This is a genomic window from Massilia sp. CCM 8734, assembly GCF_011682155.1.
In the GTDB taxonomy this organism is placed as follows: Bacteria; Pseudomonadota; Gammaproteobacteria; order Burkholderiales; family Burkholderiaceae_D; genus Telluria_A; species Telluria_A rubra.
In genome coordinates this window covers 55,036-75,993 of record NZ_WHJI01000012.1, presented here as the reverse complement: position 1 = coordinate 75,993, position 20,958 = coordinate 55,036, and the positions used below count along the sequence as shown (strand labels likewise).

The window sequence follows — 20,958 nt, the reverse complement described above, 5'->3', positions numbered from 1 at the left end:
AATTTAGAGCTTGAACGCCAGCTGCGCATCCTTGACGACAATCGGTTTCGGAATCAGTTTGAGCTTGGCGAAGACATCGGCGATCTTCTGCTGCTCGCGAATGACTTCCGGGGTGACCGGCTTGACGCCATACGAATAGCGTTGCGCCGCCAGCTCCACGATGCTGCTCTCCAGGCCCGTCTGCGCAGACAGGATGGCGGTGACGTCCTTGATATTCTTGCTGCCCCACTCATCGACCTTGGCCAGTTCCTCGATGACGATGCGGACAATCTCCGGCTGCGCCTCGGCGTACGGGCGCGCCGCCAGGTAGAACTGGTGGTTCGACACCAGGCCAGTGCCATCGGCCAGCACACGCGCGCCGAGCTGCTTTTCGGCGGCGGCCAGGAACGGATCCCAGATTACCCACGCGTCCACCGCGCCGCGCTCGAACGAGGCGCGCGCGTCGGCCGGCGGCAGGAACACGGTCTGCACATCCTTGTAGTCGATGCCGGCTTTTTCCAGCGCCCGCACCAGCAGGTAGTGCACGTTCGAGCCCTTGTTGAGGACGATTTTCTTGCCCTTCAAATCAGCCAGCGTGCGGATCGTCGAACCCTTGGGCACCACGATCGCTTCCGACCCTGGCGACGGCGGCTCGTTGCCCACGTAGACCAGGTTGGCCCCCGCTGCCTGGGCGAAGATCGGCGGCGCTTCGCCCACCGTGCCGAAGTCGATACTGCCGACATTGAGCCCTTCGAGCAGTACCGGGCCGGCCGGGAACTCGGTCCACTTGACCGTCACGCCTTTGGCGGCCAGCCGTTTTTCCAGCGTACCGCGCCCTTTGAGCAGCGTGAGCGTGCCGTATTTCTGGTAACCGATGCGCACCACCTTCGCGCTTTGCGCACTGGCGGCGCCGGGCAAGGCCCCTGTAACGGCGGCGGCGAACAGCATTCCCAGGGTGCGGCGGCGCGCGCTGCGTTGTTCCAGATGCGAAGTCATGATGCGCTCTCTCTTTTGAATGGTCAGGCAGCCAGGGAATGCCGGGCGTGCTGCGCTTGCTGACGGCGCTGCGGCAGCGCGAACAGCTCGGACGAGAGCTGCTCCACACCGCGCGCCACGCGCGCCGCAATCGGCGCATCGAGGCTCAAGCCGGTGGCGGCGTTCCAGCGCAGCTGGTCGGAGGTGGCATAAATCCCCGGCAGGATGAAGCGCGCCGAAAGCGACGCCAGCACCGGCCGCAAGGCGTAATCGAGCACCAGCATGTGCGACTGGCTGCCGCCGGTAGCCAGCGGGAGCACCAGCTTGCCGTCCAGGCCATCTTGCGGCAGCAGGTCGAGGAAGGCTTTCAGGATGCCCGTGTAAGACGCCTTGTACACCGGCGTGGCGACGACGACGGCGTCGGCGCCCTGCAGCAGCGCCGTGGCCCGCACGATGGCCGGATCGTCGAAGCTCGCATGCAGCAGCGCCTGCGCCGGCAAATCGCGCACCTGGAGTGTGTGGCAGCGATGGCCGTGCAGGGCGAGCTTGTCGCCCACGTGCTGCAGCAGCCTGGCGCCGCTCGACGATACCGACGGGCTCCCGCCCAGCAAAAGTACACTCATGATTTTTCCGATCCGGTGTGAGGTCAAACAAACGAATGGACACAGGCTACGGCGCACGCGCGTAAATCGGAACGAATGCTTTTGCGCTTCGATATGCGCTTTTCGTTCCATCGGTTTCCGCATAAGGAAGGGCGGATATCTTCGTTCACGCCGCCCCACCCCCGGTGCAATACTGGCACCCTCGACTGTCCATCAAGGCTTGTTCCACCATGTCAGCCACCCTGCTCCGCCCCGCTTCCGATACCTCCGCCGATGTTCCCGCCAGCGATCCGCTGGGGGTCGCCACCGCCCTCGCCGAGCGCCTTGCCGCAAGCGCGGTGCAGCGTGACCGCGACGGCGGCCACGCGGCCCAAGAACGCGAATGGATCCGCGCATCGGGTTTGCTGACGCTGTCGATCCCCACCGAATTCGGCGGCCAGGGCGCCCCGTGGCCGGTCGTGTACGAGGCGATCCGCATCTTGGCGCGGGCCGACAGCGCGCTGGCCCACGTGTTCGGCTTCCATCACCTGCAACTGGCCGGGATTCGCCTGTATGGCAGCGCGCAGCAGCAGCGCCACCTGTTGACAAGCACTGTCGAACAGGGCCTGTTCTGGGGTAATGCCTTGAATCCCCTCGACCAGCGCACCACGGCGCTGCGCGGCGCCGACGGCTTTACCCTTGATGGCGTCAAAAGCTTTTCATCGGGCTCGGTCGGTTCCGACTGGCTGACCGTGTCGGCCTGGGACGCCGCCGCCGGCGAAGCGCTGATCGGCGTGGTGCCGACCGCGCAGGCGGGCGTGCGCGTGCAGGCCGACTGGGACGCCTTCGGCCAGAAGCAGACCGACAGCGGCAACGTCCACTTCGACCAGGTTCACCTGCCGGCGCAGTACGTGCTGCAAGCGCCCGGCCAGGTCCCCACCGCGCAAGCGACCCTGCGCTCGCAGGTGGCGCAGCTGATCATGGCCAATCTGTACCTGGGCATCGCCGGCGGCGCTTTTGACGCCGCCCGCGAGTACACGCGCGAGCAGTCGCGCCCGTGGTTCGCGTCCGGCGTGGAGGCCGCTGCCGACGACCCGCTCATCCAGCACCGCTACGGCCAACTGTGGCTGCTGCTGCGCCCCGCCCAGGTGCTGGCCGACCACGCGGCCCATGAACTGGAACGCGCCTTTAACAAGGGCGCCTTGCTCAACGCACGCGAACGCGGCGAAGTGGCGGTGGCCGTGGCCGAAGCGAAAGCCCTGTCGCACCGCGCCGGCATCGAAATCAGCAGCCAGATGTTCGAGCTGACCGGCGCGCGCGCCACCTCGGCCAAATTCGGCTACGACCGTTTCTGGCGCAACGTGCGCGTGCACACCCTGCACGACCCGATCGACTATAAGCTGCGCGACCTCGGACGCTATGTCCTCGATGGCAGCGTTCCCGAACCGACCGCCTATTCCTGACACCATGAGCACGCATACCACTCCCGCCGAACCGCTGATCCGCATCGACGGCGCCAGCAAATCCTTCACCCTGCCGCGCGGCGGCACTTTCGACGCCGTCAAGAGCGTCACTCTCACCGTCGACAAGGGCGACGTGTTTGGCCTGATCGGCAAAAGCGGCGCCGGCAAGTCGACCTTGCTGCGCCTGATTAACCTGCTCGAACGTCCCGACCGCGGCGCCATCACCGTGGCAGGGCGCGAACTGACCGCGCTGGGCAAGCGCGAACTACGCGACGCGCGCCAGAACATCGGCATGATTTTCCAGCAGTTCAACCTGCTGCAAAACGCCACCGTGTACGAGAACGTCGCCTTCCCGCTGCGCATTCACGGCACCCTGAACGCGCCGCGCCTGGCCGCGCGCGTGCTCGAATGCCTGGAGCTGGTCGGTCTTGCCGACAAGGCCGAGAACTATCCGGCCCAGCTCTCCGGCGGCCAGAAACAGCGCGCCGCTATCGCCCGCGCGCTGGCCAGCCGACCAGACGTGCTGCTGTGCGACGAGCCGACATCCGCGCTGGACGCCGAAACCACCCGCTCCCTGCTCGACACCCTGCGCGACATCAATGTGCGCCTAGGCGTGACCGTCGTCATCGTCAGCCATGAGCTGTCGGTGCTGGGCGCCATCTGCAACCGGGTCGCGGTGATCGAAGACGGCGCCCTGGCCGAACAATTCGCGCTGGCCGATACAAGCAGCGCGCGCATTACCGCACTGGGGCGCGAGCTGGCCTACTACGGCAGCGAAGGTTTCGCCGCCAGCGCATGGAAAGGAGTTGAACATGTTTGATAATATCGCCACCCTGCTGCCCGAACTGTGGGTGGCGCTCGGCCAGACCATGACCATGCTGGCGATCGGCCTCACCGCCGCCGTGGTGCTGGGCGGCCCGCTCGGCGTCGTGCTGTTTCTGGTGGCCGACGGCCAGTCGATGCAAAACCGCCCGCTCGCGCTGGTGCTCGGCTGGATCGTCAACGCCGTGCGCTCCTTCCCCTTCATTATTTTGCTGGTGGCGCTGGTGCCGTTCACGCGCCTCATCGCCGGCACCTCGATCGGTCCGCTGGCGGCCGCCGTGCCGCTCTCTTTCGCGGCTATTCCCTACTTTGCGCGGCTGGTGGAACAGAACCTGCGCGATGTGCCGCGCGGCGTAATCGAAGCGGCGCACGCCATGGGCGCCTCCGAATTCCAGATCGTCACCCGCGTGCTGCTGGTGGAAGCGCGTTCCGGCCTGGTGCTGGCGCTAACCGTGCTGTCGATCAGCTTTTTATCGTATTCGGCGGTGGCCGGCGTGGTGGGCGGCGGCGGCATTGGCGACCTGGCGATCCGCTACGGCTACTACCGCTTCGAAACCGACATCATGCTCATCACCGTCGCCATCCTGGTGGTGCTGGTGCAGACCATCCAGTTCACCGGCACCCGCATCGCGCGCCGCATCGACCAGCGCTAATTCACTCACTTTAAACAGAGGACACCATGTTCATTGCACGCCGTACCATTCTTGCCGCCATCGCCGGCCTCGCTATCGCTACATCCGCCAGCGCCGCCAAGGACCCGAAAGAAATCGTCATCGGCACCAGCGCCGGCCCGTACGCGGACCAGATCAAGCTGGGGATCAAACCGATCCTCGAAAAACAGGGCTACAAGATCAAGCTGATCGAGTTCAACGACTACATCCAGCCCAACTTTGCGCTGGCTGAAGGCTCGCTCGACGCCAACGTGTTCCAGCACATCGTCTACCTGACCAAATTCGCGACCGAGCACAAACTGGCGCTGACCGACCTGGTGACCATTCCGACCGCGCCGATCGCCATCTACAGCAAGAAGCACAAATCGCTGGCCAAAGTCAAAGACGGCAGCACCGTGGCGCTGCCGAACGACCCGACCAACCAGGCACGCGCGCTGGTACTGCTCGATCAACTGGGCTGGATCAAGCTGCGCGACAAATTCGACCCGGTACGCGCGTCGGAAAAAGACATCGCCAGCTACCAGAAGAAGATCAAACTGGTGCCGCTGGAAGCGGCCCAGCTTCCGCGCTCGCTGCAAGACGTGGACTACTCTTTTGTGAACGGGAACTATGCGCTGGCATCGGGCCTGAAGCTGACCGAAGCCCTGGCCACGGAAAAAATCTCGCCGAACTACATCAACCTGGTGGCGGTGCGCAGCGCCGACAAGCAAAAGCAGTTCGCCAAAGACCTGGCGGCGGCCTACCGCTCGCCCGAGTTCCTGGCGGTGACCAACAAGCATTTCGCCGGCTACGCCAAGACCGACTACCAGCTGGCCCTGCAAGCGGCAGCCAAATAGCATCATGGGCAAACCGATCCGCTTCAACGCGTTCCAGATGAACACCGTGGGCCACCAGTCGCCCGGGCTGTGGACCCACCCGCGCGACGACAGCCACCGCTACCTCGACGCCGACTACTGGATCGAACTGGCGCAACTGCTCGAAGCGGGCCGCTTCGACGCCATTTTCCTGGCCGATGTGCTGGGCGTGTACGACGTGTACCAGGGCAGCGCCGACGCGGCGCTGCGCCATGCGGTGCAGGCGCCGCTGAACGATCCGCTGGCACTGGCGCCGATCATCGCCGGCGCCACGCGTCACCTGGGAATCGGCGTCACGGCCGCCCTGACGTACGAACATCCGTACACCTTTGCGCGGCGCATCTCGACGCTCGATCATCTGACGAAAGGGCGCATCGGCTGGAACATCGTCACCGGTTATCTCGACAGCGCGGCGCGCAACCTGGGCCTGCAAAAGCAGCTCGCCCACGACGAACGCTACGACCTGGCCGACGAATATCTCGACGTGGTCTACAAGCTGTGGGAGAAAAGCTGGGAGGACGACGCCGTGGTGCGCGACAAGGCGCGCGGCGTGTATGCCGATCCGGACAAAGTCCACCCGATCAACCATGAAGGCCGCCACTACAAGGTGCCCGGCATCCACCTGTGCGAACCATCGCCGCAGCGCACGCCCTTTTTGTACCAGGCCGGCGCCTCGCCGCGCGGCATGGCGTTCGCGGCGCGCCACGCGGAAGCGACCTTTGTCAGCGGCCCGAGTGTGAACGTGGTCAAGCGCTACGTGGACGACACGCGCGCCGCCGTGCGCGCCGCCGGCCGCGATGGCGACGCCCTGCTGGTCTACGCGCAGGCGCTGGTCGTCACCGCGCCCACCTCCGACGAAGCGCGCGCCAAATACGAGGACTACCAGCGCCATGTGAATATCGATGCCGCCCTGGCCCTGCTGTCCGGCTGGACCGGCGTCGACTTCAGCCGCATCCCGCTCGACGCCACCATCGACTACATCGAGACCGAAGCCGGTCGCTCCGCCCTGGCCTCGCTCAGCGCGGCCGACCCGTCGCGCACATGGACGGTGCGCGAAGCGGCCCGCTTCATCGGCCTGGGAGGACGCGGCCCGATCCTGGTGGGCTCGCCGGGCGAAGTGGCAGACCAGCTCGAAACATGGATGGAGCAAACCGGCGTCGATGGCTTCAACCTCGCCTTTGCCATCTCCCATGAAACCATGCGCGACGTCGTCGAGCTGGTCGTACCGGAGCTGCAGCGGCGTGGCCGCTACCGCAGCGACGGCGACAGCGTCGGCGCCACCCTGCGCCACCAATTGACCGGCAAGGGCGCGCGCCTGCCCGCCAGCCACCACGGCCGCCAGGTCCGTATCGATCGGCCGCTTCAGTCGGCAGCCTGACCCACCTCAAGAACCCCATGAAACGGCGCGACATCCTGCAACTGGCCACCCTGTCGGTCCTTCCCGGTTGCGGCTGAATTTTCGGCGCCGCTGGCGCGCATGCGCCGCCTTGAGCGGCGCACATGATCTGAGTAATGGCGGGAGTAACGCGCTAATCGCTGCGCATCTGCGCCTGCGACACCGTGCTGCCCGGCGCCACGCTGTCGGTCAGCCACACATTGCCGCCGATGGTCGAACCGGCGCCGATGGTAATCCGTCCCAAAATGGTCGCTCCCGCATAAATCACCACATCGTCCTCGACGATCGGATGGCGCGCCACGCCCTTGATCAAGACCCCGTTTTCATCGGCCGGGAAGCGCTTGGCGCCCAGGGTCACGGCCTGGTACAGGCGCACGCGCTGGCCGATGATGGCCGTCTCGCCGATCACCACGCCGGTACCGTGATCGATAAAGAAGCTGGCGCCGATGCGCGCACCCGGATGGATGTCGATCCCGGTCAGCGAGTGGCCGATATCCGACACCAGGCGCGCCAGGAACGGCACGCCCAGCTGGTGCAGGCGGTGCGCGAAGCGGTAGTACAGGATGGCGATGGTGCCGGGGTAGCACAGCATGATTTCGGCCACCGAAGTGGCGGCCGGGTCGCCCGCCAGCGCGGCCTGCACGTCCGACACCAAGAGCGCGCGGATGTCCGGCAGGGCGGCGGCGAAGTCGCGCGTGATGGCCGCTGCCTGCTGCTCCAGTTCTTCGTCGCCGGCGAGATCCGGCGCGGCCGAAAACAGCAAACCGCGGCGTACCTGTTCGACCAGCCGGTTCAGGGTCGTGGTAAGGGTGTCGCCGACAAAGTAGTCGATGCTTTCGTCGGTCAGGTTGGGCCGTCCGTAATGGGTCGGGAACAGCGCCGCCGACAGGCCATTGACGATGACGGTGAGGGCCTCGCGCGAGGGCAGCTCGCGCACCCGCCCGTGGTGGCGGATGTTGTGCGTGGCCTCGCGCGAGACGCGCAATTGCTCGATCACGGGGCCAAGGTTCCAATGCGACGCGCGGCAGCTGGCAGGTTCGGGAAGGTCGTTTTTCATGAGCCGAGCCTAGCTCAGGCGCGCCGGAAACGGAACGAATTATTTTGCACTTGCATATCTGTTTTTCTCGCACTGCTGTAAAGAAATCAGGTGTTGTCGCAGTTGATTATTTTCCTCAAATTTGAAGTTTGACGTCGTTGCCCAGATGATATTATTTCTGCACGTACACAAGTTGAAGAGATGCCAAGCGACACGCTGACTTCCTCATGCTGTCCAAGCAATTCCGCCCCACATAATCGACCTCTCCACCGCCAGAAAGAAATTCATGCCCCTGACTACGACCACGATCAACGCTGCAATCACCACCCCGCTCAACGGCACGGCCGGCAATGACACGCTCAACGGCGGCGCAGCCGATGACACCCTGATCGGCCTGGCCGGCAACGACCAGTTGTTCGGCCTGGCCGGCAACGACATCCTCGACGGCGGCACCGGCAACGACTTCCTCAATGGCGGCCTGGGCAACGATGCCTACCTGTTCGGCCGTGGCGACGGCCGCGACATCGTCTACATGAGCGATGTGCGTCCCATGAGCGAAGTCAATACCCTGCGCCTGAAAGACGGCGTGCTGCCGTCCGACCTGGCTTTCGACATGAGCGGCAGTTCGTTGCTGATCAACATCGCCGGCACCAGCGACCAGTTCCGGGTCGATGGTTTCCTGTATGGAAACTCCACTACCAACACCGCCAATCCGCTGCAACAGATTATCTTTTCCGACGGCAATACATGGAATCTTCCCGAGATCCAGGCCAAGTTGTATGCCGGCACCGCCAGTGCCGACGTGCGCGCCGGTACGTATCTGGGCGACGCCATGACCGGCCTGGGCGGCAATGACCTGCTCGACGGCAAAGCTGGCAAGGACACCATCGATGGCGGCGCCGACGACGACACGCTGATCGGCGGTCTCGGCAACGACGAATTGTCCGGCGCAAGCGGCAACGACAGTCTGTCGGGCGACGAGGGCGACGATAAGCTCGACGGCGGCGCCGGCGATGACCGGCTGTATGGCGCCTCGGGAAGCGACTCGCTCGATGGCGGCGCGGGCAATGATCGCCTGGAAGGCGGGCACGATAACGATCTGCTGCTGGGCAACAGCGGCAACGACGACCTGTATGGCGTGGATGGCAATGACACGCTCGACGGCGGCGCGGGCAACGACAGCCTCACGGGCGGCTTCGGCAAGGACGTGTATCTGTTCGGCAAAGGCGACGGCCAGGACACCATCTCGACAGGCAGGAGCCTTGAACCTGGCCGCATCGGCACGCTCCAGTTCAAGGAGGGCGTCTTGCCGGGTGACGTCATCGTCACCCCGGGCCCGGTTGGCTATGGCGGCGTGGTGTTCAAGCTCAAGGATAGTTCGGACCAGGTGACGATCGAGGGTTTCCTGAGCCAAAACGACCCGGCCCTGCCCTACAATCCAGTGCAGGAAGTCAAATTTGCGGACGGCACGACCTGGAACCTGGCTGCCATGCAAGCTGCCTTGTATGCGGGAACCAAGGATGCCGACCGCCTCGAAGGCACGGTCAAAGGTGAGTTGATCAGCGGCCAGGGCGGCAACGACTGGATCGACGGCAAAGGCGGCGACGACACCATCGATGGCGGCACGGGCAATGATGTCATCAATGGCGGCCTCGGCAACGATACCTATCTGTTCGGCAAAGGTGATGGCCAGGACGATATCCGCGCCGTGGACGATGCTGCGCCAGGCAAGCTCAATACCCTGCAATTGAAGGCTGGTATCGCCACTGGCGACGTTATCCTGAGCCGCTACCAGTCGGACCTGATCGTCAGCATCAAGGGCAGCACTGACAAGGTCACGGTCAGTTTCTTCCTCAATGGCGACGATATCGGCAATTCCTTCAATCCGCTGCAGCAAATCCGTTTCGATGACGGCACAAGCTGGGACGCCGCCGCCATTCTCGCCAAACTGAACGCCACCAGCGACGCCGACGACACCATCAGCGGCACCAGCGGCGCCGACCTGATCAATGGGCTCGGTGGCGCCGACAGGCTCGAAGGGCGCGGCGGCAACGACACCCTCGATGGCGGTAGCGGCAACGACACCCTCAACGGCGGTGACGGCAACGATACCTTCCTGTTCGGCAAAGGCGATGGCCAGGACAACATCACCGTCTACAACCGCGGCGGCGTCGACACGCTGCAGTTCAAGCAAGGCGTGCTGCCGGGCGACGTGCTGCTCGAAGCGTCGCCCTACAGCGCCCTGGTGGTCAAGATCAAGGGCAGCGCCGACCAGGTGACGGTCGAGCAATTCATGCCCAATCACGATACCAGCACCGACATCAATGCACTGCAGCAGATTCGCTTTGCCGACGGCACCGCCTGGAACCTGGCCAAGATCGAATCGCAGCTGTACGGCGGCAGCGCCGGCGCGGACCGCGTATCTGGCACCGCGAATGCCAATATCATGTTCGGTTTGGGCGGGAATGATTTCCTGGAAGGCAACGCTGGCAACGATACCATCGATGGCGGCCTGGGTAACGACACGATCAAAGGCGGCGGCGACAGCGATACCTATCTGTTCGGTCGCGGCGATGGCGTCGATACCTTGATGCCCACCTACGATTATTCGCTTGGCAAGGTCGACGTGCTGCAGTTCAAGGCGGGCATTGCAGCAGCGGACATCACGCTGGCAACGTCATACGACAAGCTGCTCATCAAGATCGCTGGCGGCAGCGATCAGGTCCAGGTCGGCAGTTTCCTGGCCCAGGACGATACCGCCAACGCCGGTAACCCGCTGCAAGAAATTCGCTTCGCCGACGGCACCGTATGGAACCTGGCAAAGGTGGAAAGCGTGCTGTACGCCGGCACCGGCGGCGCCGAGGAGATCAGAGGCACCGTCAAGGCCGACGTCATCAATGGCCAGGGCGGCAACGATGCGATCGACGGCAAGGCTGGCAACGACACGATCCGGGGCGGCGGCGGCGACGACCAGCTCATCGGCGGCAGCGGCAACGACACTTACCTGTTCGGCAAGGGCGATGGCCAGGACATCCTGTCAGGGAACAATAACACGGCAGCGGGCGAGATCGACACCCTGCAATTCGACGCTGGCATCGTCGGTAGCGAACTGCAACTGGGCAAGTCGGGCACCAGCTTGATCATCAAGATCGCCGGCGGCACCGACCAGCTGACGGTCTACAACTTCCTGTCGCAAACGAGCACGCCGAATCCGGCCAATCCGCTGCAACAGATCAAGTTCGCCGATGGCGTCAGCTGGGATCTGGCCAGGATCAACGCGGAATTGCTGGCCGACAGCACGCCGGCCCCGGCATCGGCGTCGTTCGCCAGCATGGCGGCGCCCGAACTGGACATCGGCCTGGTCGGCCTCGCCGTGCCGTTCGTGATGTAAGCCTGGCAGAAAGCGGGCAACTGGCCGGCGCCCTGCCGCCCGGTTTCCGCTGGAGCATCCTGCGCGCAGTCGCGGGAGCGCCGATCCGGCCGGCGCCGGGCATGCCGGTCGGATCGTATTCCTTTAAATTATTCAAATGTTAAGATTTCATTTGGAATTAATTTCCAGAGTGATATTATCTTAAAGTCAATTCTCTCAAAATTGACAATGTAGACAGCCATATCGGCAAGCTCAACAATAACCCAGAAAATCACATGCATACCAACACGCACGACGCCCTTCTTTCCGTCACCGCCGCCTATCTCGGCACTGCGGGCAACGACACCCTTACCGGCGGCGATACCGACGACGTCCTTAACGGCCTGGCCGGCGCCGATAAGCTGTACGGCCTGGCCGGCAACGACACCCTCGACGGCGGTGCCGGCAACGACATCATGGATGGCGGCCGCGGCAACGATACCTATCTCTTCGGGCGCGGCGACGGGCGCGACATCGTATTCGACGCCGGCGTGCGCCCACTCGGCGAGATCAACACCCTGCGCTTCAAGACTGGCGTGCTGCCGGCCGATATCGCATTCGACATGAGCGGTAATTCCTTGCTCATCAATCTCATCGGCAGCACCGATCAGGTGCGGATCGACGGTTTCCTGTACGGCAATAGCATGAGCAACACCGCCAATCCACTCCAGCAAATGGCGTTTGCGAACGGGACAACCTGGGACCTGGCGGCCATCAGCACGGCCCTGTACGCCGGCACCGAATTGGCCGACACGCGCAACGGCACCTACCTGGACGATCGCATCAGCGGCCGCGCTGGCGACGACGCGCTCAGCGGCAAAACGGGGAACGATGTCCTCGACGGCGGCAGCGGCAACGACTCTCTCGGCGGCGACGGCGGCAACGACACCCTCGATGGCGGCACTGGCAACGACCGTCTGTATGGTGGGGCCGGCAACGACACCTATGTGTTCGGCAAAGGCGACGGCCAGGACACCATCGTTACCGACCTTGACCAGCAAACGGGCTCGGTCGACACGCTCTCGTTCAAGGCAGGCGTGCTGCCCAGCGACATTGAATTGACGGCGAACGAGAGTACGCTCATCATCAAGATCAAAGGCGGCACCGACCAGGTGACGGCACATGGTTACGTGCCCCTGCCGGTTGCCAATACCTACACCAATCCGCTGCAGCAGTTCCTGTTCGCCGACGGCAGTAGCTGGAACCTGGCGGCCATCAATGCGAAGTTGTATGCAGGAACCAGCGGTGACGACACGCTCAATGGCACAGGGGGCAACGACCGACTCTACGGCCAGGATGGGGCGGACTCGCTTTTTGGCGCCGAAGGCAACGACACGCTGGAGGGTGGCGCCGGAGGAGACAGGATCCAAGGCGGAGCGGGCGACGATACGTATGTATACAGCCATGGAGACGGGCACGATACTGTCGATTTCGTCAGCAGCTCAATAGGAAATGGATTTAACACGCTGCAATTCAAAGCGGGCATACTTCCCGACAATATTCAACTGATGAGTGGGGCAACGACGTTGATGGTCAGATTCCTCGACGGAAGTGGACAGATCCATTTTTCCACCTTTCTGACAGACGGAACGACAGCCAATCCCCACAATACCTTGCAACGGATTACCTTCCCCGATGGCACCAGCTGGGATCTCCCGGCAATTGAGGCCAAGTTGTTCAATGGAACAGAAATTGATGACATGATTGGCGGCACCAAAGCTGACAACAAGATAACTGGTCGTGGTGGCAATGACACCCTGGATGGCGCGGCCGGCAACGATACGCTCGATGGTGGCAAGGGAATGGATGAGCTTCAGGGCGGCTCAGGCAACGATACCTACGTGTTCGGCAAGGGCGACGGCCAGGACACGGTCAAGGCCAGCAAAGCGGAGTCAATCCCCACCACGATCGATACGCTGCAGTTCAAGGCCGGCATTGCTGGCAGCGATCTGCAACTGAGCGCAGCCGGCCACGCCCTGCTCATCAAGATCGCCGGCACCACCGACCAGATTCGGGTGGACAGCTTCATATGGCAAGAAACATCGAATTGGTACAACCCACTGCAGAAAATCAGCTTTGCCGATGGCGTGACATGGGATCTGGCACGCATCAAGGCCGAGCTGCTGGCCGATACCACGCCGGTCCCGGCCAGTGCGGCGTGGCTGGAGACGCCGTCGGCGGAGGTCGATATAGCACTGATTGGCAACACGATGCCAATCGCCTAAGGCATCGGCAAACCTGCCCTGCCGCTCAGCTCAGCTCAGCTCAGCTCAGCCGACGCGGCAGTTGCAAAATCGCTTCCGCGTTGGACGATGAAAAACAGCGGTCGGCCGCCTCCACGTGAGGCAGCCAGACATGCTGCAAGTGCTCGCGCGCGCTCAACACAATGGGCGTCTCGCGCGGCACGCACACGCTGAACACATGTTCGGTGTTGTGCGTGACACCCGGCGCGTAGCGGTGCCGCCAGACCGGGTAAATCTCATACACATTCGACAAATGCCAGTCGCGCAGCGCGATGCGGCTGCCGTCGGCCACGATGCCGGTTTCCTCGAACAGTTCGCGCGCGGCGGTGTCCGGCAACGGTTCATCGGGCGCATCGAGCGAACCGGTGACGGACTGCCAGAATCCCGGCTTGTCGGCGCGCTCGATGAGCAGCACCTCCAGCGCGGGCGTGTGGATGACGACGAGGACGGATTCCGGAATTTTAGCGGGCATGAATCGTGATAAAAACCAAGGCAAAGCTCGGGACCAAAAAAAAGCACGGCGAACCGTGCTTTTCAGTTTAAACGATCTTCGGTTCGGCGTTGCGCAAGCGGATGTGCAGTTCGCGCAGTTGCTTCTCGTCGACTTCAGACGGGGCGTTGGTCAGCAGGCACTGGGCGCGCTGGGTTTTCGGGAAGGCGATCACGTCGCGGATCGAGTCCGAGCCGGTCATCATCGTCACGATGCGGTCCAGGCCGAAGGCCAGGCCACCGTGCGGCGGCGCGCCGTACTGCAGCGCGTCGAGCAGGAAGCCAAATTTCAGCTGGGCTTCTTCGGCATCGATCTTCAGTGCGCGGAACACCTTGCTCTGCACTTCTTCACGGTGGATACGGATCGAACCGCCGCCCAGTTCCCAGCCGTTCAAGACCATGTCGTAAGCCTTGGCGATACAGGCGCCAGGGTTCGTTTCAAGCATGTCTTCGTGGCCGTCTTTCGGCGCCGTGAACGGATGGTGGGTCGCGGTCCAGCGGTCGGCTTCTTCGTCGTAGTCGAACATCGGGAAGTCCACCACCCACAGCGGCTTCCACACGTCGTCGAACAGGCCGGCTTTCTTGCCGAAGTCGGAATGGCCGATTTTGACGCGCAGCGCGCCGATGGCGTCGTTCACGACTTTGGCCTTGTCGGCGCCGAAGAAAATCAGGTCGCCGTCTTCGGCGCCGGTTTGCTCGATGATCTTGGCCAGTGCGTCAGCGTGCAGGTTTTTCACGATCGGCGACTGCAAGCCTTCCGCGCCCTTGGCTTTTTCGTTGACCTTGATGTAAGCGAGGCCCTTGGCGCCATAAATCGCCACGAACTGGGTGTAGGCGTCGATTTCCGAACGCGGCATCGCGCCGCCCTGCGGCACGCGCAGGCCGACCACGCGCCCGCCAACCATGTTGGCGGCGCCCGAGAAGACCTTGAAGTCGACGTCTTTCATTACTTCGGTCAGGTCGGTGAATGCCATCTTCACGCGCATGTCCGGCTTGTCCGAACCGTACAGGCCCATCGCGGTCGCAAAATCCATCACCGGGAACGGGTTCGGCAGGTCGATGTCGAGCGTGTTCTTGAAGACGATACGGATCATGTCTTCGAACAGGTCGCGGATTTCCTGTTCGGTCAGGAACGAGGTTTCGCAGTCGATCTGGGTAAATTCAGGCTGGCGGTCGGCGCGCAAGTCTTCGTCGCGGAAGCACTTGGTGATCTGGTAGTAACGGTCGAAGTTGGCGACCATCAGCAACTGCTTGAACAGCTGCGGCGACTGCGGCAGCGCGAAGAAGCTGCCGGCGTTCACGCGCGACGGCACCAGGTAGTCGCGCGCGCCTTCCGGGGTCGACTTGGTCAGCATCGGCGTTTCGATATCGATGAAGCCGAGGTTGTCGAGGTACTTGCGCACTTCCATCGTCACCTTGTAGCGCAGGCGCAGGTTGTTCTGCATCTGCGGACGGCGCAGGTCGAGCACGCGGTGGGTCAGGCGGGTCGTTTCCGACAGGTTGTCGTCGTCCAGCTGGAACGGCACCGGCACCGAGGCGTTGAGCACTTCGACGGCGCTGGCGACGATTTCGATCTTGCCCGACTTGAGGTTGCTGTTGACCGTGTTGCCGATACGCGCGGTGACCACACCGGTCACGCGCAGGCAGTATTCGTTACGCACCGCTTCGGCGACCTTGAACATCTCCGCCTGCTCCGGATTGCAGACGACCTGCACCAGGCCTTCGCGGTCGCGCAGGTCGATGAAAATCAGTTGCCCGTGGTCGCGGCGACGGTGTACCCAGCCGCACAGGCTGACGGTTTGGCCCAGCAGTTCTTCAGTGACAAGGCCGCAGTAGTTTGTACGCATGGAGGACATAGTGTTTTCAGTCTAGGTTGGTTATTCAACGGGCGCGGAAACAAGCGCCGCACTCTCTTTGGTTGGCAAATGCTCGGGGGCGACGACGCCCATCGAGACGATGTATTTGAGGGCCGCGTCGACACTCATGTCGAGTTCGATGACCTTGCTGCGTTCGAGCATCAGGAAAAAGCCCGAGGTCGGGTTCGGCGTGGTCGGCACGTAGACGCTGACGAAGTCGCCCACCAGGTGGTTCTTGACGTCGCCGCCCGGCACCCCGGTCAGGAAACCGATGGTCCAGCTGTCGGCATGCGGATACGGCAGCAGCACGGCCTTGCGAAAGGCGTTGCCGGACGAGGAAAACAGGGTGTCCGAGACTTGCTTGACGCTGCCGTAGAGCGAACTGACCACGGGAATGCGGTGCAGCAGGCGTTCCCACAGGCGCACCAGGTAATTGCCGACCAGGTTATTGGCCAGCAAGCCGGTGAGGAACACGATGGCGATGGTCAGGATCGTGCCCAGGCCCGGAATGTCGCGTCCGAACAGGGCCGCCGGACGCCAGTGGGCCGGCACCAGCAGCAGCGACTGGTCCATGGTGCTGATGACCAGGTTCAGGACCCACAGGGTGATCGCCAGCGGGACCAGGACCAGCAATCCGGTAATGAAATATTTACGCATTCGGCTCTCGGTGATTGGCAGGACGCACCGCGTCCCTTGGCTCAGGTCGTGCTGCCGGGGGTGGCTGCGGGCTTGGCGGGCGCCGCCGGCGCCGACGAATCGGCGGCGGGTGCGGCGGCCGGGGTTGCGCCCGCGTTAGCCGACGCGGCTGCGCCGCCCTCGGCCGGACCGCTGGCGGTCCCTTTCGAAGGCGCGGCGCCGCCGCGGAAGTCGGTGGCATACCAGCCGGTTCCCTTGAGCTGGAAGCCGGCGGCGGTTAATTGCTTCTTGAAAGAAGGCTTGCCACAGGACAGACAGACCGTCAACACCGGGTCGGAGATCTTCTGCAATACATCCTTGGCAAAACCGCATTCATCGCAGCGGTAGGCGTAAATCGGCATTGAATACTCCGCAAAAATCGTCAAAACCCTGAATTATAAGCTTTTTCAAGATCGCAAGCATAAATGCCCAGCCACGGGGATGGTAAGATGCGTGCCTGCTGCGCGGCATGCGCCGGGCTAACTTGAAAAAGGAAATTGAACGATGTTGATTAAGTCTCGTGTTCTGCTCATCGGCGCTGCCTCGGCGCTGGCTCTGGCCGCCTGCGGCCCAAAAGATGCAAGCAAGGCCACGCCCGCTCCTGCGGCGAATACGCCGGCCGCATCGGCCGCCGCGCCTGCCGGCGTTGCCGCCACCGTCAACGGCACCGTGATTTCGACTGCCACGGTCGACATGATGGTCAAGGAACGCACCGCCCAGGGCCAGCCGGACACCCCGGAGCTGCGCAAGGCCATCATCGACAACCTGACCATGCAAACCCTGGTGGCCAACGAAGGCATCAAGAAGGGCTTGGACAAGAGCGAGGACGTCACGCGCCAGCTGGAACTGATCAAACAGTCGATGACGGCCAACGCCTTCATCCAGGACTGGATGAAAGCCAATCCGGTGACCGACGCGATGGTCAAGGCCGAATACGACAAGATGGTCACCTCGGCCGGCGGCACCGAATACAAGGCGCGCCATATCCTGGTCAAGGAAGAAGCTGACGCGAAAAGCATCATCGCCAAGCTGAAAAAAGACGCCAAGGCCTTCGCCGGCCTGGCCAAGGACAAGTCGATGGATCCGGGCTCGAAAGTCAACGGCGGCGACCTGGGCTGGTTCAATCCGGCCAGCATGGTGCCCGAGTTCGGCGCGGCCGTGGCCAAGCTGGAAAAAGGCAAGTTCACCGAAGAGCCGGTCAAGTCGCAGTTCGGCTACCACGTGATCATGCTGGAAGATTCGCGCCCGATCGCACCGCCGCCGCTTGAGCAGGTCAAGGAACAGATCAAGCAGCAGCAGCAGCGCACCAACATGAAAACCTACCTGGACAAGCTCAAGGCGGACGCCAAGATCGACATCAAGATCAAGACTGATTCGTCCACGCCTGTCATGTCGGGCAACGCTCCGGCGGCGCCGCCTGTGGAGACGGCACCGGCAACCCCGGCCCCTGCGGAGCCGGCAGCGGCAACCCCGGCCGCATCGAAGTAAGCGAGCACTGCGTGATGCGCGCCGCGCGCGCATCACGGCCGTTCCCTCCCAGGGGGAACGGTTCTTCCCTCTCAGGAGGAACGGTTCACTTGCGTTGCCACACCTGCCAGCGCTCCTTGCCGGCGAACACGGCAATCGAATCCTCCACGGCAGCATCTTCCACACAGTGAAATGACGGCGTCAGCAGCGCATCGAGCGCGGCCTGGTTGATGCCGAACGGCGGCCCCTTGGCCGCATCGTCAAAAAAGAAAAATCCCGCCAGCAAGGCTCCCGGCGCCAGCAAGCCGGCCCAGCGCGCGGCCACCCGTGGCCACATGGCACGCGGCAAGGCGCACAGGAACGCCCGCTCGTAGATCAATTCCAGCGCGTCTGGCGGAGCATGGGTAAAAAAATCGGCCTCGCACACGCGCGCGCTCCACGGCCCGAGCGCCGCCTTGGCGGCCGCCACCGCCACCGGCGAAAAATCGATGGCGGTGGCATCCCACCCGGCCTCGCACAGACAGGCCAGTTCGTATGCGGCGCCGCAGCCGGGAATCAGGGTGCGCAGCGGGCGCGCGGAGCGCTCGACAAAGGCGCGCAGCGCGGCCGGCGCCGCGCCCCGGTCCCAGGGCGTGACGCCGCGCGTGAAGCGCTCGTCCCAGAAGGCGGGGGCTTGCGGATCGCGGCTGGCGAAGTCATTCATCCGGGCAGACCCATCAGAACAGATGGGCCCAGCGCCCGTACACCAGCGCCACCGTCGCGCCGGCGACGATCAGCGCGGCCCCGCCCAGCGCCAGCGAGAGCAGGCGGTTGGTGCGCTGCTGTTCGATCACCAGCAGTTTGAGCAAGTCCTGGTTGACGGTGGACGGCTCGGCGGCTTGCTGCAAGGCGCGATGCACCAGGCGCGGCAATTGCGGCAGGATATGGGTGTAGCGCGGCGCCTCGGCTTTCAGGCGCTCGACCATGCCGCGCACGCCGACCTGCTCGCCCATCCAGCGTTCCAGGTAGGGCTTGGCGGTCTTCCACAGGTCGAGGTCGGGATCGAGCTGGCGCCCCAGGCCTTCGATATTGAGCAAGGTCTTTTGCAGCAGCACCAGTTGCGGCTGGACTTCGACGTTGAAGCGGCGCGAGGTCTGGAACAGGCGCAGCAGGATTTGCCCAAACGAAATATCCTTGAGCGGGCGGTCGAAGATCGGTTCGCAGCAGGCGCGCACGGCCGATTCGAGCTCGTCGACGCGGGTTTCGCGCGGGGCCCAGCCCGATTCGATGTGCGCTTCGGCCACGCGCTTGTAATCGCGCCGGAAAAAGGCCAGGAAGTTTTGCGACAGGTAATCTTTGTCGAAATCATTCAGGGTGCCGACGATGCCGAAGTCGAGCGCGATGTAGCGGCCGAAGGTTTCCGGCGCCACCGAGACCAAGATATTCCCCGGATGCATGTCTGCGTGGAAAAAGCCATCGCGGAACACCTGGGTGAAAAAGATCTCCACGCCATCGCTGGAGAGTTTTTTCAGGTCCACGCCCTCGGCCGCCAGGCGGTCGATCTGCGAGACCGGAATGCCGTGCATGCGTTCCATCACGATCACGCTGCTGGCGCAATAATCCCAGTACATCTCGGGCACCATGAGCAGGTTCGAGCCGGCGAAGTTGCGGCGCAGCTGGCTGGCGTTGGCGGCCTCGCGCATCAGGTCGAGCTCGTCGTGCAGGTATTTGTCGAACTCGGCGACTACTTCGCGCGGCTTGAGGCGCTTGCTGTCGGCCCAGATGCGCCCGATCCACTCGGCGGCGATGTGCATCAGCGCCACGTCTTCGTCGATCGATTTTTTCATGCCGGGGCGCAGCACCTTGACGGCGACTTCCTTGCCATCTTTCAGGGTGGCGAAGTGGACCTGGGCGATCGAGGCCGACGCCACCGGCGTGCGGTCGAAACTGGCGAACAGTTCGTCCGGATGGGCGCGCAGCGAACGCGTGATCTGGGCAATAGCCAGGTCGGAACTGAACGGCGGCACCCGGTCTTGCAGATGGGTCAGCTCGTCGGCGATATCGAAGGGCATCAGGTCGCGCCGGGTCGAGAGCACCTGGCCGAACTTGACGAAAATCGGGCCCAGCTCTTCCAGCGCCATGCGCAGGCGCACGCCGCGCGGGGCCGAAATATCGCGCCAGAAAATCACATTGTCGATCAGCTTGGCCGTACGCGGCACTTTCAGGCCCGAGATGGCGATTTCATCGAGGCCGTACTTGACCGCGACCCGGAGAATTTTGAGCAGGCGCAGGAATTTCAATACCATTAAAGATCCGTTTTCTGTTGCCCGGCGGCATTGAGCGCATCCGGTGCGGCGCTTGGGTGCGCCAGCTTGTGTTCGAGCCGCGCGAGGCGCTTGGCGGTGCGTTCGACATCGTCGCGCAGGCGGTTCACGTCGGCGCCGAATTCCTCGACGGCGCTCGGCCGCACCAGCAGGGGCTGCTCTTCAAGGAAGTATTCGGCCAGGTTTTCAGTCACCTTGCCGTGCAAGGCGCGCACGCCGTCGAACAGGCTGCGGGCACCGCCGGCGAGGCGGTTGGCGGCGATCGGGCCGACCACCCGTTCGAGATCGTGTTCGGCTTCCCAGCGCAAGCCCTTGCTCAGTTGCGAAATCGTATTGGCGAACTCGGCGTCGCCCTCGATCTTGACGTAAGAAAAGGCCCGTTCGCGGTTCTGGGCGATCAGCGGCAGGTCGGCCAGCTTGATCCGGATGGTGACGTTGGCGCCCTCTTCCGTCTCGGCGGGAGCGACCTCGACCATGCCGTCGCGCGTGACCAGGAGGCGCAGCGCCATGCCGCTGGCGTCGATGCAGGCGACTTTGCCGCTATGCGGCGCCAGCGCATCCCTGGCCCACGCTTCCTGCGCCAGCAAATGATTGATTGCGGCGATGGCGGGCGCCATCAGCGCGGAGTGGGGACTAAACGAGTTCGGTGGTGACATGTGGGCACGCTTAAAAAACAAAACCGCCGGGGAACAAGGCGGTTTTGATCTTACCAGTTCGGCAGGCACTTTTCCGGCAGCAC

18 protein-coding genes are annotated in these 20,958 nt (G+C 63.5%); 8 read left to right on the top strand and 10 right to left on the bottom strand.

From position 1 onward, the window contains the following. Positions 1–3: 3 nt before the first annotated feature. A complete protein-coding gene (locus tag F2P46_RS13370; RefSeq protein ID WP_229509272.1) occupies positions 4–927 on the bottom strand; it encodes a sulfonate ABC transporter substrate-binding protein in 924 nt (307 codons plus the stop codon). Positions 928–998: 71 nt separating this feature from the next. Continuing rightward, the gene (gene ssuE / locus F2P46_RS13365) at positions 999–1,577 is read right to left on the bottom strand and encodes an NADPH-dependent FMN reductase (RefSeq protein ID WP_166890121.1); all 579 of its coding nucleotides are present in this window, start codon (positions 1,575–1,577) and stop codon (positions 999–1,001) included. A 209-nt stretch (positions 1,578–1,786) separates the two neighbouring features. Here ssuE and F2P46_RS13360 point away from each other — a divergent pair, with 209 nt between their 5' ends. The 5 genes from F2P46_RS13360 to F2P46_RS13340 are packed head-to-tail and all read left to right on the top strand — an operon-like array spanning position 1,787 to position 6,723. Further along, positions 1,787–2,998, top strand: coding sequence for an acyl-CoA dehydrogenase family protein (locus F2P46_RS13360; protein WP_166890118.1), 1,212 nt, complete (start codon positions 1,787–1,789; stop codon positions 2,996–2,998). Positions 2,999–3,002: 4 nt separating this feature from the next. Continuing rightward, the gene (locus F2P46_RS13355; RefSeq protein ID WP_166890115.1) at positions 3,003–3,818 is read left to right on the top strand and encodes a methionine ABC transporter ATP-binding protein; all 816 of its coding nucleotides are present in this window, start codon (positions 3,003–3,005) and stop codon (positions 3,816–3,818) included. Continuing rightward, positions 3,811–4,473: a methionine ABC transporter permease gene (locus F2P46_RS13350; RefSeq protein WP_166890112.1), complete on the top strand. Its 663-nt coding sequence runs from the start codon at positions 3,811–3,813 to the stop codon at positions 4,471–4,473. The genes F2P46_RS13355 and F2P46_RS13350 overlap by 8 nt, the downstream gene beginning before the upstream one ends. A 26-nt stretch (positions 4,474–4,499) precedes the next feature. Beyond that, positions 4,500–5,327, top strand: a complete 828-nt coding sequence (locus tag F2P46_RS13345) for a MetQ/NlpA family ABC transporter substrate-binding protein (protein ID WP_166890109.1) — start codon at positions 4,500–4,502, stop codon at positions 5,325–5,327. Between the two features lie 4 nt (positions 5,328–5,331). Next, a complete protein-coding gene (locus F2P46_RS13340) occupies positions 5,332–6,723 on the top strand; it encodes an LLM class flavin-dependent oxidoreductase (protein WP_166890106.1) in 1,392 nt (463 codons plus the stop codon). Between the two features lie 151 nt (positions 6,724–6,874). Here F2P46_RS13340 and epsC read toward each other — a convergent pair whose 3' ends face one another. Next, positions 6,875–7,798 carry a serine O-acetyltransferase EpsC gene (epsC, locus tag F2P46_RS13335; RefSeq protein WP_166890103.1) on the bottom strand — a complete coding sequence of 308 codons (924 nt, stop codon included), beginning with the start codon at positions 7,796–7,798 and terminating at the stop codon, positions 6,875–6,877. Between the two features lie 265 nt (positions 7,799–8,063). Between epsC and F2P46_RS13330 the strand changes: the two genes are divergently transcribed. Further along, positions 8,064–11,168, top strand: coding sequence for a calcium-binding protein (locus tag F2P46_RS13330; RefSeq protein ID WP_166890100.1), 3,105 nt, complete (start codon positions 8,064–8,066; stop codon positions 11,166–11,168). Positions 11,169–11,422: 254 nt separating this feature from the next. Next, a complete protein-coding gene (locus tag F2P46_RS37635; protein ID WP_306667690.1) occupies positions 11,423–13,411 on the top strand; it encodes a calcium-binding protein in 1,989 nt (662 codons plus the stop codon). Positions 13,412–13,451: 40 nt separating this feature from the next. Here the strand turns inward: F2P46_RS37635 and nudB are convergent, their stop codons facing one another. From nudB to F2P46_RS13290, 4 genes are all read right to left on the bottom strand, one after another. After that, positions 13,452–13,901, bottom strand: coding sequence for a dihydroneopterin triphosphate diphosphatase (gene nudB / locus F2P46_RS13305; RefSeq protein ID WP_166890097.1), 450 nt, complete (start codon positions 13,899–13,901; stop codon positions 13,452–13,454). 67 nt (positions 13,902–13,968) lie between these two features. After that, positions 13,969–15,765, bottom strand: coding sequence for an aspartate--tRNA ligase (gene aspS, locus F2P46_RS13300; RefSeq protein WP_208296618.1), 1,797 nt, complete (start codon positions 15,763–15,765; stop codon positions 13,969–13,971). A 30-nt stretch (positions 15,766–15,795) separates the two neighbouring features. Beyond that, on the bottom strand, positions 15,796–16,431 hold the full coding sequence (locus F2P46_RS13295; RefSeq protein ID WP_166890091.1) for a DUF502 domain-containing protein: 636 nt from the start codon (positions 16,429–16,431) through the stop codon (positions 15,796–15,798). A gap of 41 nt (positions 16,432–16,472) precedes the next feature. Then, positions 16,473–16,811: an FmdB family zinc ribbon protein gene (locus F2P46_RS13290; protein WP_166890088.1), complete on the bottom strand. Its 339-nt coding sequence runs from the start codon at positions 16,809–16,811 to the stop codon at positions 16,473–16,475. Positions 16,812–16,953: 142 nt separating this feature from the next. Between F2P46_RS13290 and F2P46_RS13285 the strand changes: the two genes are divergently transcribed. Next, a complete protein-coding gene (locus tag F2P46_RS13285) occupies positions 16,954–17,937 on the top strand; it encodes a peptidylprolyl isomerase (protein WP_166890086.1) in 984 nt (327 codons plus the stop codon). Between the two features lie 85 nt (positions 17,938–18,022). Here the strand turns inward: F2P46_RS13285 and F2P46_RS13280 are convergent, their stop codons facing one another. The 3 genes from F2P46_RS13280 to F2P46_RS13270 are packed head-to-tail and all read right to left on the bottom strand — an operon-like array spanning position 18,023 to position 20,875. Further along, positions 18,023–18,619, bottom strand: a complete 597-nt coding sequence (locus F2P46_RS13280; RefSeq protein WP_166890083.1) for a methyltransferase domain-containing protein — start codon at positions 18,617–18,619, stop codon at positions 18,023–18,025. 13 nt (positions 18,620–18,632) lie between these two features. After that, complete coding sequence (gene ubiB, locus F2P46_RS13275; RefSeq protein WP_166890080.1) at positions 18,633–20,201, bottom strand: ubiquinone biosynthesis regulatory protein kinase UbiB; 1,569 nt, start codon at positions 20,199–20,201, stop codon at positions 18,633–18,635. Beyond that, positions 20,201–20,875 carry an SCP2 domain-containing protein gene (locus F2P46_RS13270; protein ID WP_166890077.1) on the bottom strand — a complete coding sequence of 225 codons (675 nt, stop codon included), beginning with the start codon at positions 20,873–20,875 and terminating at the stop codon, positions 20,201–20,203. The genes ubiB and F2P46_RS13270 overlap by 1 nt, the downstream gene beginning before the upstream one ends. Positions 20,876–20,958 lie beyond the last annotated feature (83 nt).